We start from the raw sequence: 14,112 nt of genomic DNA, 5'->3' as shown, positions 1-14,112 counted from the left end.
TCCTTGGAATGAACTGTACTCGCTCGACTAGGCTTGGCCAGGTGATGGATCAGGAACTGGGAGGCTACCGCCTCATCGAGGAGCTCGGCTCGGGCGGCATGGGTGTCGTCTACCTCGGTGTCGACGGCGGAAACAACCCGGTCGCGGTCAAAGTCCTCCATCCGCACATCGCCAATGACGAGACCGCGCGGAAGCGTCTGGCCCGCGAAACCCGCACCCTGCGCCGGATCCGCCATCCGCGGATCGCCGAGGTCCTCGACGCCGAACTCGAATCCGCGCAGCCGTTCATCATCACCGAATTCGTCGACGGTCAGACCCTGTCCGATGACGTCCGCGACAACGGTCCCTTCGCCGAGGATGAGCTCGTCCACTTCGGCCATGCCCTCCTCGACGCCCTCAACGCCGTCCACGATGCCGGCGTCATCCACCGCGACCTCAAGCCTGCGAACGTGATGATCATGGACGGTGAGCCCATGGTCATCGACTTCGGCATCGCTCAGGTCGCCGACGAAGTGCGCGTGACCGCGACGGGGCTGGTCATGGGCACGCCCGGCTATCTGTCGCCGGAGATCGCCGACGGCAAGACCTCGAGCGAGAAGACCGACTGGTGGGGGTGGGCTGCGACGATGGCGTTTGCCGCCACCGGACGCAACCCCTACGGGTCCGGACCGCTGGAGGCCGTGCTCGGTCGTGTGGCGATGGGCAAATTCGATCTCGACGGGGCGCCGAAGAACTTCGCACCACTCATCGCCGCCTGCCTCGATCCGAAGCCCGAACGTCGTCCATCGGGGCAGATGATCCTCGATGCGCTCGTCGACATCGAGTCCGGGCGGATGCCGCAGCTCGGATCGGGTCCCAGCGGTGGGGCCGGTGGTCCGCTGCGGACACCGAGCGGAACCGCGGTCATGCCAGCCGTCGATGACGGTGCTGGCGGTCGTGGCGGCGCCGGGGCCGCGCTGGGCGGGGCCGCTCTGGGCGGTGCGGCTCTGGGCGGTGCCGCCGGAGCCGCCGGAGCCGCTGCTGGATTCGGTGGAGTCGGGGCTGCTGGTCACGGTGGTCCTGGTGGTCAGCGCGGTCCTGCTGGCCACGGTGGCCCTGGCAGTCAGGGTGGAGAATATTCGGGAACGGGATACCCGGGAGCCGGTCCGTCCGGCGGCGGACAGCCGCAGTACCCCGGTTCCAGCCGACCGACCAATCATGCCGGGTCCGGTCACGGTTCGGGACCCGGGCAGGGGCCGGGCTACGGTTCGGGACCCGGGCAGGGATCGGGCCATGGTTCGGGGCGGATGCACGGACAGTCACCGCAGGCGACCGCGCCGCCGATCAACAATCCCAACGGCGGCATTCAGGCGGGTCCGGGATCCCCGATGGCCGGTGCCGACCTCGGTCGATCCGGATTCGTCCAGCCTGGTCACGGACAGAACCTCGTCGGGCCGAGCGGGGCCGGCGGGCCTGATGGTCAGGGTGCTCAGGGACAGTGGGGTGACCAGTCCGGTCACGGCCGGCAGATCATGGGCCCCGGCGGTCAGCCCATCCAGCCCGGCGGACAGCCGATGCAGCCGATGGGATACCGACGAGTGCGTTCCGGTGGCTGGGTCGTCTTCGGACTCGTCGCTTTGGCTGTCGCCTTCATGCCTCTCGGCCCCCTGGTGATCTGTGTCGTCGCCCTGATCTGGTCGGTGCTCGCCCGCACCGGCACACGTCTGGATCGGAAGGTCCAGCGGTACCGGTTCGACCGCGGAACGGACTCGGGCGGATTCTTCCGGGCGCTCGCCTCGGCGCCGGGTGCCGTGCTGGCCTCGATCCTGACCTCGGCGGCCTCGAGCATCTTGCCGGCGATCGCGGCCGCCGCCGCGCTCGTGCTCACCCGTCTCGACATCGCCGGGATCGTGCCCGGCGGCGCCTCCGAGCAATGGTCGGTGTGGGCCGCGGGTGCCGCCGGTTCGCTGGTACTGTGGGTCGGACCGGGAGCCTCGAGCCTGCGCTTCGGCTCTCGGCTGCTCGTCTCGGGAGTCACTCGCAATCAGCTCGGCCGCCTCATCGCATTGGCTGTGATCGCGCTGCTCGTCATCCTTGCCGTCATGGTCATCCAGTCGGGGGCGGCCATGTCCTGGTGGCCGCTGACGATGAACCCCTTCGACTACCTGCCCGGACCGGTGTGAACAGCACGGTGCGGCCGCAACGGTCGCCCTGAACTCACCGTTGCTTTCACGAGGTAGTTGAACGTTGTAGTTGAACCTTGAATATTTCTGGGAGTCGGCCCAGCACCTGTTTCGGTACAGTGGTGCCGTCGGGTCGCGGAAGCTGTCCCGCACCGTTCGGGCCTCGGGCCGCATCGATGTCAGACGATCCAACGTGAGGAACAATGGCGAAGAACAACTCCGGAGACGACAAGCGGAACCGGGCACGCGAGAACGCCCGCCAGATCGCGGCGAACCAGGCGAAGAAGGAGAAGACGGCGAAGACGATCCTGTACGTCGGCATCGCTGTCGTCGTCGTCGCTGTGCTGGCAGTGGTCGGTGTGCTGGTCTTTCAGCAGAGCAAACCTGCTGTCAACCCCTCGAACTATGTCTCCGACGGAATCACCGTGGGCAAGGACGATACGCTCGTGCAGCCGTTGAAGATGCCCGAAGGTGAAGAATCGGATCTGCCGGCTCCGACAGAAGCGGGTGCGAACGACGGGGCCGCCACGGTCACCGTCTACCTCGACTTCCAGTGCCCGGGCTGCAAGGCCTTCGAGGAAGGCAACGCGAGCATGCTGAGCAAGCTCGCAGACGAGGGCTCGATCGTCGTCAACTACAAGCCGGTGTCATTCCTCGACCGTATGTCCAGCGGCAACGAGTACTCGACCCGTGCGGCCAACCTCGCCGCCTGCGTCATCGACAGCCAGCCCGAGGCCGCCGTCGACCTGTTCGACGCACTCTTCGCTCAGCAGCCGGAGGAGGGCAGCAACGGCGCCACCGATGAGGAGCTGCTCAAGGTCGCCGAGGACGCTGGTGTCGACACCTCGAAGAAGCTCAAAGCCGATCCCGAACAGACCGTGAAGTCCTGTGTCGCCGACCGGACCTTCGACAAGTTCGTCGAACAGTCGAGCCAGACCGCTCTCGACGACGGCGTCGAAGCCACCCCGTGGGTGCTCATCAACGGCGAGCACACTGACAAGACCAGCGATTCGCAGGCTCTGGCCGCCGAGATCCTCAAGGCCACCGGAGAGTTCAAGGGCTGATCGCCTGAGGCTCCCGCCGCTGCCGGGGCGGTCCCGGGTTCGTCCGGGGCCGTCCCGCCCAGGTGGGTGTGGTCTGGGGTGGGCCGTCCCGGGAGAGGGGGCCGGACCCCGCCGAGGTGGGGTCCGACCTTCGCTGTCCTGCCGGGGTGGGTGTGGTCTGGGGTGGGGGCCGCCTCGGTGAGGGTGTCCTGCGGGGCACGCCTCCCGCGGTTTTGTGGCCGGACCCGGCCATGGACTACTATCGTGTAGGCGCGCACGCTCGGTGCGCACCACGCCTCCTTAGCTCAGTTGGTAGAGCACCGCTCTTGTAAAGCGAAGGTCGTCAGTTCGAGTCTGACAGGGGGCTCCACTCTAAGAAGCCCCGCAGATCGCTGGAAACAGCGGACGCGGGGCTTCTTCGCACGTCGGCTGCGCCCGTTCGAGGGCAGACTTCTCTCATTCAAGGACCATCTCCTCGCTCAAGCGCAGTCTCCTCGTTCAAGCGCAGACTTCTCTCGTTCAAGGCTGAGCGCGCTTATCGAAAAGTAGACGGTGCGAAAACCGCGCCAACGCTTGAACGACTTCGCGGTGACGACGGTGCGAAAACAGCGCCAGCGCTTGAACGAGGCCGGAATCAGCGTCGCGGCGAACGACCGTCTAGCCGCCGCCGTCGCGCCTGAATACGAGCATGAGGGAGCGCATGCTTAAGACGAATCCGCCGAAGAGCAGCACGAAGCCGAAGAACGAGTACAGATGGATGTCCTTCGTCAGCAGCGGACCCTCATCGCTGGTGATGAGCATGATCGCTCCCACCACCGCGGCCCCGGCGAGGACGGCGACGATGAGCTGCTGGAACAGGCTGGTGAGGAAGCTGCGATCGGAAGGATTCTCGAGCACCCGCATGTTCATCGAGAACCGGCCCTGCTCGAGGTCCTCGGTGATCTTGTTGATCCGACGGGGCATGCGGTCGATCATCGGCATCAGCTGCAGCGCCCGACGCTGCAGCTCATCGGTGATCTTCGTGCCCTTGAGCTTCGCCCTCACGAGCCGGTTGCCCTCCTGCCGGGACACGGCGACGACGTCGAAGTTCGGATCGATCGTCAGCAGCGCACCCTCCACGGAGGCCATCGCCCGGAAGGCGGCGCTGATCGGCGCCGGCACGGAGAAACGATGAGAGAGCACGAGGTTGAACAGATCGTCGAAGAGCTTCTGTCCCTGCGCGGCGCGGGTGCCGCCGCCGTAGCGCAGGAGGAGTTCGCCGACAGCGCGTTCGACGTCCCGATCGTTGAGCCCGTCGGGACGTCCGAGGAGTTCGATGAGGGCATCGGTGGCACCAGCGCTGTCGTTCTGATCGATCGAATAGAGCATGAGGCCCAGCGATGTCTGCGTTCCCGGATCGAGGCGGCCGACCGCACCGAAGTCGAGCAGACCCAGCTTCCCGTCGGGAGTGATGAAGATATTGCCGGCATGCAGATCGGCGTGGAAGATCCCGTCACCGATGATCTGCTCGAGCGTGGCTCCCAACAGCGTGGTCGCCAACCGCGACCGCTCGGCATCGCTGAGCCCGGTCAGCAGCGCTCCCGCCCGTGAGACCGGCTGTCCGGGCAGGCGATCCATGACCAGCAGCCGTTCGCCGCTGAGCGCCGGATAGCCGTGTGGAACGGTGACGTCGAACTTCCCCGACCGTGTGAGAGACGACTCGATGCTGGCCATATTGTCGAGTTCGATCCGGTAGTCGAGCTCCTCCTCGAGCGTGTTCGCGAACCCCGCGGCCAACGACCTCACCCCCAGATCCCTGCCCCAGGTCGTGGTCTTGTTCAGCCAGGCCGCCAGCCGCAGGATGATGTCGAGGTCCTGGGTGACCTGATTGAGCGCCTTCGGCCGCTGCACCTTGACGATGACCTCCGTGCCGTCGAGCAGAGTCGCCTCATGCACCTGCGCCACCGAGGCGGCCGCCAGCGGCGTGGAGCCGATCCGCGCGAAGACCTCGCCGATCGGTCGGCCGAGCCGTTCGGTGATGGCCGGTTCGATGACCGACCAGGGTTCGGGCGTGACTTGGGTCTGAAGGGTCTCGAGTTCACGGACGAAGACCGGTGGAAGGATATCCCGGCGAGTCGAGAGCATCTGCCCGAGCTTGACGAAGGTCACCCCCGCCTCGGCGAGGGATTCCTTGAGCGCCCGCGCGGTCTTGACCTCGCGACCCGGCGAATCCCCGCCAAAGCCGCGCAGCTGGGAGCCGAGGCCGTGCCTGACCGCGATCGACACGACCTGGGCGTAGCGGCGGGCGCGGCGACGCCGGGACCTCCACCCGAAGAACAGCGACTGCGGGCTCGGCAGGGATCCGGTCGGAAAGGCCGCTTCGAGCATGACGAGGGACCCGACGCCCAGGGCGAAGATCCACCCGAGGGCGAGCACCATGAACAGCACCGCCACTCCGGGGGAGACATCCAGACCGTTGACGTTCTGCCCGGTGCCGGCCCGGTAGAGGTACTGGACGGTCACGGCCACGACGGCGCTCATGACGAGGCCGACGGCGAGCGTGCGCGGCCAGCCGGTGGGAACGCCGACGACGCGACGGACCACGGTGGCGGCGAACCATGACTGGAGGAAGAGGAAGACGAGTGCGGCCAGGCTCACCAGCACATATCCACCGACATCCAGTGCTTCCATCGATGACTCTCCTGATCCTGTTCGGCCTGCAAGCTTCGGGCGCTCAGCCGAACGTCGTCGAATCGGTCACCACCAGCCTAGTCCGTTCACCGGACACACCGGGTCCGTTCGCCGGACACGGTGCCGAGACTCGAGCTAGTCCGTGCGCGGTGGGTCGAGGCGTCTCCGCCTTCCGGGCAGACCCACCTGGCGGGCCCAGATGAGGATCCACACTGCCCCGAGGAGGGCCAGCAGTCCGGGGAAGAGCACCCCGAATCGCAGGGTGGTCAGGGTGATGATGAGGGAGAGCAGCGTCGGTCCCCCGAGCTTGCCGCCGTTGTTGAAGATCGCCCAGATGCCGAGGAAGCGGGGCCGACCGATCGCGGGGGAGAGGTCCGCCCCGATCGTCATATTCACACCCGCCCCGAGGCCGTTGCCGAAGGCCATGACCGCGGCGGCGATGACCATCCCGGTGAGGTCGGGCTTCGCGACCATGATGACGAAGCCGGTGCCGAAGACGGACATGCACGCGACGAGGGTCGCGACCCGGCCGAGGTGGTCCTTGATGTACGCGCCGAGGAACATGACGATGAGTTCGAGCCCGGCGCCGAAGGCGATGATGAGCGAGATCGATGACTTGTGCAGTCCGATCTCGACGCCCCAGAGCTGGACGACGACCGGTTGGGCGGCGCGGGCCGCCGCAAGCGCGATGATCGTCACGCCGGCGAGGACGACCGACTTCCAGCGCACCTCGAGCGGGGGCCGGCGATCCTTCTTCCGGCCGCGCCGAGGATGGGCGACGTCCCCGTGCGCGGGGTCTGCCGCCTCGGTGGGGGAAGCCTCATCGGCGGAGGAGGGACCGGAATCGTCCGCTGGGGAGGTCGGGGCCGCCTCGGTGGGGTGGGGATGGTCATCGAAACCGGGGATCTGCGCGATCGGCAGGGCCATGATGACGATCGCGGCGACGGCAGTGAGCGCGGAGAAGACGAACACCGACCAGATGGGGAAGACGAGCATGAGGCTGGCGCCGATCATCGGCCCGACGAGGTTGCCGACCCGCTGCGTGCCGCCGAGCGCCGTCATCGCCTTGGCGAGGTCGGCCGGGGGCATGATCTCGGCGACGACGGCCTGCCGGGCCAGGCTCCACACATCGGAGACCGGGCCGAAGATCATGAGCGCGACCGTATAGACGAGCAGCGAATACGGCGAATCCCAGATGAAGGCGGCGACGACGGAGCCGAGGACGATGACCGCGGCGACCGTGGCCACGGTCATCGCCCGGAAATCGCCGAGGCGGTCGATGAGGATCCCGGCCGGAACCGTGGCCATCAGGGACACAGCCCCCATGATGCCGACGATGGCTGCGGCGAACGCCTGCGTCGAACCCAGCGAGAGCGCCCCGAGCACGAGAATCGGCATGATCGCGCCCAACCCGACGGCGAAGAGGGCGAACGGGACGAGCACCGGCCACAGAATGGGTTTGAGCACGTGACAAGCCTATTCGAGGTGGGGCGACGGGGCCGCGGAGTCCGTGGCGGGGCGCGGAATATCGGAGCAGGCTCGGCGGCAATAGACTGTGCGAGCACTCAAATCGATCGTTGAGGATCCCGATGACCGCACACCCCTTCGCCGCACCACGTCTCCGCCTCACTCCGATGCGCCCACGCGATCCCGGCGAGGAGGGCCGGGCGGCGAGCACGCTCGAACTCTTCTTCGACCTCGTCTTCGTCATCGCCGTCTCGATCGCGTCCTCACACCTCCATGACACGATCACGGCGGGCCGCCTCGGCGAAGGTGTGGTGGACTACCTGCTCGTGTTCTTCGGGATCTGGTGGGCGTGGATGAACTTCACCTGGTTCGCCACCTCCTTCGACACCGATGACTGGCTCTACCGAGTGCTCACGATCGTGCAGATGGGCGGGGTGCTCATCCTTGCCGCCGGCATCGGGCCGGTGTTCGCCGACGCGGACTTCCGGCTGCTCATCGCCGGCTACGTCCTCATGCGCATCATCATGATCTCGCAATGGCTGCGCGCGGCCCGCGGTGCCGGGGCCGCGCGATGGACGACGATCGTCTATGCCTGCGGGATCGGCATCGTCCAGATTCTGTGGGTGGCATGGCTGGCCATCGACGATCCCGTCTTTCGGGGCGTCGGCCTCGGTGTGCTCATCCTCGCCGAGATCGCGGTGCCCGTCATCGCCGAAGCCCGCGGCACGACCCCGTGGCATCCTCATCACATCACCGAACGCTATGGCTGCTTCACGATCATCGTCCTCGGCGAGAGCCTCCTGGCCTCGGCGAACACGGTGTTCGAGGCGCTGGGCGAGGTCGACGACATCGTCCCGCTCATCTCGCTGGGCGTCCTCAGCCTCATCGTCACCGCTGCGATGTGGTGGATCTACTTCTGGCCGCCGCATCACCGGGCGATCGGCAGCCTCGGCGGATCACTCAGGTACGGCTACGGCCACTACTTCATCTTCGCCGCCGCCGGTGCGTTCTCCGCCGGAGTCGGGATCGAAGCCGATTCCCAGCTCGGTGCCAGCGCCCTCGACCCGGCGCTGGCGACGTTCACGGTCTCGGTGCCGATCGCCGTGTTCGTCCTCGGGGTGCGGGTGCTCGCCATCCGCGCGAACGCCGACGCCGTCGTCAACACCGTCGTGCCGGCCTGCGCGCTGCTCGTCCTCCTCGACCCGATCATCCCGGTCCCGACATTCCTCACGACGTTCTTCATGGTCAGCATCGTCATCACCCTCGTCGTGTTCCCTCCGCTGGAGGAAGGCAGGACCGGCGCCGAGGCGGTCGTGCGGTGAGCGTGCCCCCGCTGAGGGGTGTACGCGGTGAGGTTCCCGAGGAGAACTCGTCAGAACGGCAGACCGTGATAGCGGTCGATGTGCCCCCATTTGGCTTCGTCGACCCGACGCGACATCTCCGCGGAATCGACCTGCACGTGCAGAGCCCGGACGCGGCGACGATCGATGAGCCACAGGGCCAGGCGCAGCACGATCCGGTCGAGGCCGGACGCCCGCGTGCGGATGTCATCGCCGCCGTCGACGACGAGCTCTCTGGTCACAGTGATCGTGCGCTCGATGATGCGGTGGTGGTGTGATGGCCTGCCGTCGTCGGCCAGCGGAGGACGGATGGGTGCGGTGAGAGTGCTCATGATGGGGTTTCCTCTCCATCGATCAGGGGGAAGGCGTTGAACTGGATCTGCACCGGGCGGGAACCCGGATCATTGCGGCCGCGGTACTCATCGATGAATGCCTGAGTGGTGCGGTAGAAGTGGTCGTTGATCTCCCTCAGCTGCTCCGGCGTGACACGGACGTTGCTCGTGTGCACGGCCGAGGCATCGGCCCATCTGTCGGGCATCGTCTCGGTGTCGGTGAGCGCGTCGACGAAGTCCTCCAGGGCCCGTGTGCCGCTGCGGGCCCATTCGCGCAGGACGAACCCGGCCGAGGCGCTCGCCGCAGGGTCTTCCTGTGCCGAGCGGCGGCTGACGTCGACGGGTCCGGGTGTCCGCTCCCACCACTTCTCACGACCTCCGGAGGTGGACTCGACCTGCCGGATGAACCGATGCCGGGCGAGCTGGCGCAGGTGATAGCTCGTCGATCCGCTCGATTCGCCGAGGCGTTTGGCCAGGCTCGTCGACGTCTGCGGACCGTGCTTCATCAGCACGTCGTAGATCTCCATGCGCAGCGGGTGGGCGAGCCCTTTGAGCGCCTCGGCTCCCAGTGTCCGCATAGCGGGTTGTTCGTTCTGCTCCCTGCTCATAGTGCAAAGATACCCTTGCAAAGAATGCTTTGCAATACTTTCTTTGGATTGTGTTCAAGCCATCGGCTGAAGCCTCGATGCGGCCAGGTCGATCGGGCTGAACGACGGAGCCTGCTTCGACTGCGCTGGCTTCCCTATCGGATCGAGGCCGAAAGTGGCACGCTGGAGTCATGGTCACTCAGAGCGTCGTCCCATTTCACAGTGTCGTCCCGCCCTATCTGCTCGATGCGATCGCCGAGCGCGGCAGCGAGCGGTTCCCGAGGGCCGCGGCCGCCGCGGCCAGCTGCCGGATGTCTGATGAGAGCTGCCGAAACCTGCGCCTGGCTGGTCTGCGCTATACTCCGCCCGCCGATCTCGGCACGGACGAGTCCGCGCTCGCCGCCCCCGGTCCTGCGGGCCTACAGCGCCTCATCCACGATGCACAGAACACCGAGGTGCTGCCCGGTGAACTCGTCCGCTCCGAGGGAGATGCCGAAGTCGCCGACGAGCCGGTCAATGAAGCCTATGACGGGCTCGGTGCCGCATATGCGCTGTTCTCCGAGGTGTTCGGACGCGATTCGCTCGACGGCCAAGGGATGCCGCTCATGGCCAGTGTCCACTACGGCAGGGACTACGACAACGCTTTCTTCGACGGTCGGCTGATGGTCTTCGGCGACGGCGACGACGAAGTGTTCACCGGGTTCACCGGCTCGCTGTCGATCATCGGCCACGAACTCTCCCACGGCGTCATCAGCCACACCGCCGACCTCGAATACTTCGGCCAGCCGGGAGCGCTCAACGAGCACTGCGCCGATGTCTTCGGCACCCTGACCCAACAGCACGACGCCGGCCAGGACGCCGAAGACGCCGACTGGCTCATCGGCTCCGGAATCTTCACCCCCGAGGTGACCGGCCGTGCCCTGCGGTCGATGATCGAACCCGGCACGGCCTATGACGACGATGTCCTCGGCAAGGATCCGCAGCCGGCGCATATGGACGATTTCATCACCACCGACTCCGACAACGGCGGGGTCCACCTCAACTCCGGGATCCCGAATCGGGCCTTCGCGCTCGCCGCGACCAGCGTCGGCGGTCCGGCCTGGGAGAGCGTCGGACAGGTCTGGTACTCCGTTCTCACGGGGTCCGAGATCACGAAGCGCACCGACTTCGCGGAGTTCGCAGAGCTCACCATCGCCGAGGCAGCCGACCAGTTCGGCGCCGGATCCGACGTTCACGATGCGATCGTGTCCGGGTGGGAAGCCGTGGGCATCTCCCACGCAGGTTCGGCGCGCGGAAACCAGGGGAGCAGCTGGTGACCGAGAGGCCCGCCGAAGGGTTCGGACGCCTGCTCGTCGAACGCTCGGGCGGGATCGGCGGGATGCTGCTCGTCTGGGAAGTCGATATCGACGCAAGCACCCGGCGTGATGATCTCGGTCCGCGCATCGCCGAACTTCCCTGGTCCGACAGCAGACAGAGCGATGACGGACCGCAGACGACGGGTGCCGACCGGTTCGCCTACCTCATCGAGAGCCGGTTCGGGCGAGTGCGCTTCGGCGAGAGTCAGATGCCGTCGGAGTGGAAGCAGCTGGTCGACGATGTGCGGGAAGTCGTCGAACCGCAGAGGCGGCAACCCGGCTGACCCCTATGCTGGAGGTCATGACCGACACCAATCATGACCCGGGCAGCGACGCCCGGACGACGGCCGAGAAGAATGAACGTGACCTCGAAGCCGGGGTCCACACCGATCTCAAGGAGTCGATGACGTACGGGTCGTATCTCGACCTCGACCGCCTCCTCGGCGCCCAGCATCCCGTCAGCAGTCCCGAGCATCACGACGAGCTGCTCTTCATCATCCAGCACCAGACCACGGAGCTGTGGTTCCGGCTCGTCATCCACGAACTCCTCGATGCCCGTCGACTCATCGCTGACGACGAGCTGCAGACCGCACTCAAACGCATCGCGCGCGTCAAACACATTCAGAAGACTCTGACCGAGCAGTGGTCCGTGCTCGCAACGCTGACGCCGAGCGAATACGTCGGTTTCCGCGACCAGCTCGGCCGCGCCTCCGGTTTCCAGTCCTGGCAGTACCGGGCGGTGGAGTTCCTGCTCGGCAACAAGAATCGGGCCATGCTGCCGGTCTTCGACGGCGAACCCGAGGCACGTGCGGCCCTGGAACAGTACTTGGAGGAGCCGAGCATCTACGATGAGTTCCTCGCCTGCCTGGCTCGTCGCGGGCTGCCGGTGCCGCAGCGTCTGCTCGACAGGGACAAATCGGTCGCCCACACCTTCGATGAGGAACTGTGTGATGTCTTCCGCATCATCTACGAGAACCCGCAGAAGTACTGGCAGGAATACGAGAGCTGCGAAGAACTCGTCGACCTCGAGGAGAACTTCCAATTCTGGCGCTACCGGCATATGCGCACGGTGCTGCGGATCATCGGCATGAAACGCGGAACGGGCGGTTCGAGCGGAGTCGGCTTCCTGCAGAAGGCGCTCGATCTGACGTTCTTCCCCGAACTCTTCGATATCCGCACCGGCATCGAGAACGGCCCCGGCATCAGCCCAGAAGGGATCTGAGACGCCCGTTCGAGGGCAGGTGGAGCCGGTGGGACAGGTGGAGCCGACGAGGGCTTCACCGGTGCTGCTCGTCTGCTGCGGAGCCGGCCCTCGGCCGAGCGGCAGGCTCTTCGGCTGAGCAGCAGGTCCTTCAGCCGAGCAGCAGGTCCCTCATCTGCGGGAAGAACGGGGAGTCGGGGTCGATGACATCGGCATGGTTCGCCCCGGCCAACTCGGTCAGGGCGGCGGGGAAGACACGGGAGAATTCGACGTCGACGGTGGCATCGGCATCCCCATGGATCGAATGCACGTCGACGCGTGCTGGAATGAGGGCTGCCCGCGACCGCGGGTCGTGGCGCAGGTACGCCTCCAGATCGTCCTCGGGACGCACCCCCATATAGTCGAGGACCGCTCCATCGCCGAGCTCGCCCTCGACTTCCCGCAGCAGATCGGTCACCGGTGCCAGAGGACGCAGACGGATCCGCGGCCCCTCCGCGGGCAGGTGCGAAGCCCAGGCGAGGACGAGGCAGCCGCCGGCCGAATGGCCCGACACGACCAGATTCTCCCGTGCCCGCTCGCTCACACCCCAGCGCGGCAGTTCGGCGCACACCGACTCGATGGCCGCAGCGACATCGTTGAGCAGGAGCGGCTGCCCACCGAGCCTCCGATACTCGACGGAGGCGACGAGCACTCCCGATTCGGCCAAGGCCCTGGCCAGCGGTCGGGCATGCGACAGGTCGGTGCGCGGCCGGAAGTAGCCTCCGTGGACGAAGATCACCGTCGCCGAGGCGGCCGCCGGGTCACCCCAGACCTCGACGAACTGCTCGGGAGAGTCCCCGTAGACGTGCCGGAACGACGGAGACACGTCAGCCCCGGCGGCAGCGAGCTCGGCAATGCGCACGGACCCGACGCTCATTCCTCAGAACCGCCCGGGTCGGTCACCTCGCCGGCGACTGCCTCATCGGCAGCACTGGCCCCACCGACATCTGTCGTGCCGGCTTCCCGCGCACGGTCGACCTGGCGAGAGCGTGCGACGAGGTCGCGGACGCGGGTGAGTTCCGGCAGCTTCGGGTCGAGGGTGTCACCGGAGGACTGTCCGCGCAGTCGGCGACCGACCCACGGGGCCAGGTACTCACGCGCCCACCGCGACTCCTCGCTCATCACCTCACGGATCGCCCGCGTCGGACGTGCCGGAACACCGAAGCCCTTGACCGGCAGGGAGCGACCGCTTTCCAGAGTGGCCAGAGCCTGCTCGGCGACGAGGTGATGGCCCTTCGTCGACAGGTGGATGCGGTCCGCGGCCCACATCTCCGCTGCATAGAGCGAACGCAGCCCCCAGAGATCGACCATATGGCAGCCGTGCCGCTGCGCAATCGACCACAGGTGGGCGTTGTAGATCCCCACTCGAGGACGCACCGCACGGATGAGCGGGGTGCTGAACTCGGTGTCGAAGCCATTGCACATGAGCACCTCGATGCCGGCCTCACGCATCGCGACCACGGCTCGTTCGAACTTCGCGGCCAGGGCATCGATATCGGCCTTCGGGCGCAGGCAGTCATTGCCGCCGGCGCACAGGCTCACCAGGTCCGGCTTCATCTCGAGCACCTGCGGCACCTGGTCATCGACGATGCGGTCGAGCAGCCGGCCACGGATGGCCAGATTGGCATAGGACAGGTCCGGGCTGCCCACAGACGATTCTGTGAGCATGAGTGCGAGCCGGTCGGTCCAGCCGCGGTATCGGTCCTCGACGCGGGGGTCGGGATCCATCAGGCCCTCACTGAATGAGTCTCCGATTGCGACGTATGAGGTGATCGGCTCAAGCATCAGGGATCCTTCTCTCTTCGGGCGATGCCTCCAGACTATACGCCGGGCCTGACACGGCCTACCCGGCGGTAGTCTTCGTGCTCGATGAATTGCCTGCACTCGCGCTCGGACACAGTCGAGAACCATCCTTG

The 14,112-nt window shown here is 66.6% G+C and carries 12 protein-coding genes and 1 tRNA gene; 7 read left to right on the top strand and 6 right to left on the bottom strand.

Annotated features, from left to right (window positions below):
- Positions 1–44 precede the first annotated feature (44 nt).
- The 3 genes from EB835_RS20760 to EB835_RS06005 all read left to right on the top strand — a co-directional run bounded on the left by EB835_RS20760 (position 45) and on the right by EB835_RS06005 (position 3,575).
- Positions 45–2,162 carry a serine/threonine protein kinase gene (locus EB835_RS20760; RefSeq protein ID WP_135808663.1) on the top strand — a complete coding sequence of 706 codons (2,118 nt, stop codon included), beginning with the start codon at positions 45–47 and terminating at the stop codon, positions 2,160–2,162.
- A 203-nt stretch (positions 2,163–2,365) separates the two neighbouring features.
- Positions 2,366–3,226, top strand: a complete 861-nt coding sequence (locus tag EB835_RS06010) for a DsbA family protein (RefSeq protein ID WP_135808568.1) — start codon at positions 2,366–2,368, stop codon at positions 3,224–3,226.
- A gap of 273 nt (positions 3,227–3,499) precedes the next feature.
- Positions 3,500–3,575: transfer RNA gene (locus EB835_RS06005), tRNA-Thr, on the top strand.
- A gap of 287 nt (positions 3,576–3,862) precedes the next feature.
- On the opposite strand, the gene EB835_RS06000 is transcribed toward EB835_RS06005, so the two are convergent.
- Positions 3,863–5,875: an ABC1 kinase family protein gene (locus tag EB835_RS06000; RefSeq protein WP_135808567.1), complete on the bottom strand. Its 2,013-nt coding sequence runs from the start codon at positions 5,873–5,875 to the stop codon at positions 3,863–3,865.
- Between the two features lie 135 nt (positions 5,876–6,010).
- Positions 6,011–7,342 carry an MFS transporter gene (locus tag EB835_RS05995; RefSeq protein WP_135808566.1) on the bottom strand — a complete coding sequence of 444 codons (1,332 nt, stop codon included), beginning with the start codon at positions 7,340–7,342 and terminating at the stop codon, positions 6,011–6,013.
- 122 nt (positions 7,343–7,464) lie between these two features.
- On the opposite strand from EB835_RS05995, the gene EB835_RS05990 reads away from it, so the two are divergent.
- Positions 7,465–8,664 (top strand): low temperature requirement protein A, encoded by a 1,200-nt coding sequence (locus EB835_RS05990; protein ID WP_205749874.1) that lies wholly within the window; start codon positions 7,465–7,467, stop codon positions 8,662–8,664.
- Positions 8,665–8,714: 50 nt separating this feature from the next.
- Here the strand turns inward: EB835_RS05990 and EB835_RS05985 are convergent, their stop codons facing one another.
- Together EB835_RS05985 and EB835_RS05980 are read right to left on the bottom strand one after the other, a co-directional pair.
- A complete protein-coding gene (locus tag EB835_RS05985) occupies positions 8,715–9,014 on the bottom strand; it encodes a hypothetical protein (RefSeq protein WP_135808565.1) in 300 nt (99 codons plus the stop codon).
- Positions 9,011–9,592, bottom strand: a complete 582-nt coding sequence (locus EB835_RS05980; protein ID WP_135808564.1) for a winged helix-turn-helix domain-containing protein — start codon at positions 9,590–9,592, stop codon at positions 9,011–9,013. Before EB835_RS05980 ends, EB835_RS05985 begins: the two co-directional genes overlap by 4 nt.
- Before the next feature lie 200 nt (positions 9,593–9,792).
- Between EB835_RS05980 and EB835_RS05975 the strand changes: the two genes are divergently transcribed.
- From EB835_RS05975 to EB835_RS05965, 3 genes are read left to right on the top strand one after another with little or no spacing between them, the layout of a single operon-like run.
- Positions 9,793–10,917 (top strand): M4 family metallopeptidase, encoded by a 1,125-nt coding sequence (locus EB835_RS05975; protein WP_135808563.1) that lies wholly within the window; start codon positions 9,793–9,795, stop codon positions 10,915–10,917.
- Positions 10,914–11,240 carry a protealysin inhibitor emfourin gene (locus tag EB835_RS05970; protein ID WP_135808562.1) on the top strand — a complete coding sequence of 109 codons (327 nt, stop codon included), beginning with the start codon at positions 10,914–10,916 and terminating at the stop codon, positions 11,238–11,240. The genes EB835_RS05975 and EB835_RS05970 overlap by 4 nt, the downstream gene beginning before the upstream one ends.
- Before the next feature lie 17 nt (positions 11,241–11,257).
- Complete coding sequence (locus EB835_RS05965) at positions 11,258–12,178, top strand: tryptophan 2,3-dioxygenase (protein WP_135808561.1); 921 nt, start codon at positions 11,258–11,260, stop codon at positions 12,176–12,178.
- A gap of 130 nt (positions 12,179–12,308) precedes the next feature.
- Here EB835_RS05965 and EB835_RS05960 read toward each other — a convergent pair whose 3' ends face one another.
- Both EB835_RS05960 and EB835_RS05955 read right to left on the bottom strand, forming a co-directional pair.
- Positions 12,309–13,058: an alpha/beta hydrolase gene (locus EB835_RS05960; protein WP_240688570.1), complete on the bottom strand. Its 750-nt coding sequence runs from the start codon at positions 13,056–13,058 to the stop codon at positions 12,309–12,311.
- Positions 13,059–13,069: 11 nt separating this feature from the next.
- Entirely contained in the window at positions 13,070–13,981 is a 912-nt protein-coding gene (locus tag EB835_RS05955; protein WP_135808559.1) for an SGNH/GDSL hydrolase family protein, read from the bottom strand.
- Positions 13,982–14,112 lie beyond the last annotated feature (131 nt).

This window comes from Brevibacterium sp. S22, assembly GCF_004745485.1.
GTDB lineage: Bacteria > Actinomycetota > Actinomycetes > Actinomycetales > Brevibacteriaceae > Brevibacterium.
This window is presented reverse-complemented; position numbering and strand designations above follow the sequence as displayed.

What these genes read in the sequence shown, in the direction of transcription:
- EB835_RS05975 (WP_135808563.1), top strand. Translation starts at nt 9,793, where the DNA reads ATGGTCACTCAGAGCGTCGTCCCATTTCACAGTGTCGTCCCGCCCTAT.
- EB835_RS06010 (WP_135808568.1), top strand. Translation starts at nt 2,366, where the DNA reads ATGGCGAAGAACAACTCCGGAGACGACAAGCGGAACCGGGCACGCGAG.
- EB835_RS05985 (WP_135808565.1), bottom strand. Translation starts at nt 9,014, where the DNA reads ATGAGCACTCTCACCGCACCCATCCGTCCTCCGCTGGCCGACGACGGC.
- EB835_RS05955 (WP_135808559.1), bottom strand. Translation starts at nt 13,981, where the DNA reads ATGCTTGAGCCGATCACCTCATACGTCGCAATCGGAGACTCATTCAGT.
- EB835_RS05990 (WP_205749874.1), top strand. Translation starts at nt 7,465, where the DNA reads ATGACCGCACACCCCTTCGCCGCACCACGTCTCCGCCTCACTCCGATG.
- EB835_RS06000 (WP_135808567.1), bottom strand. Translation starts at nt 5,875, where the DNA reads ATGGAAGCACTGGATGTCGGTGGATATGTGCTGGTGAGCCTGGCCGCA.
- EB835_RS05965 (WP_135808561.1), top strand. Translation starts at nt 11,258, where the DNA reads ATGACCGACACCAATCATGACCCGGGCAGCGACGCCCGGACGACGGCC.
- EB835_RS05980 (WP_135808564.1), bottom strand. Translation starts at nt 9,592, where the DNA reads ATGCGGACACTGGGAGCCGAGGCGCTCAAAGGGCTCGCCCACCCGCTG.
- EB835_RS20760 (WP_135808663.1), top strand. Translation starts at nt 45, where the DNA reads ATGGATCAGGAACTGGGAGGCTACCGCCTCATCGAGGAGCTCGGCTCG.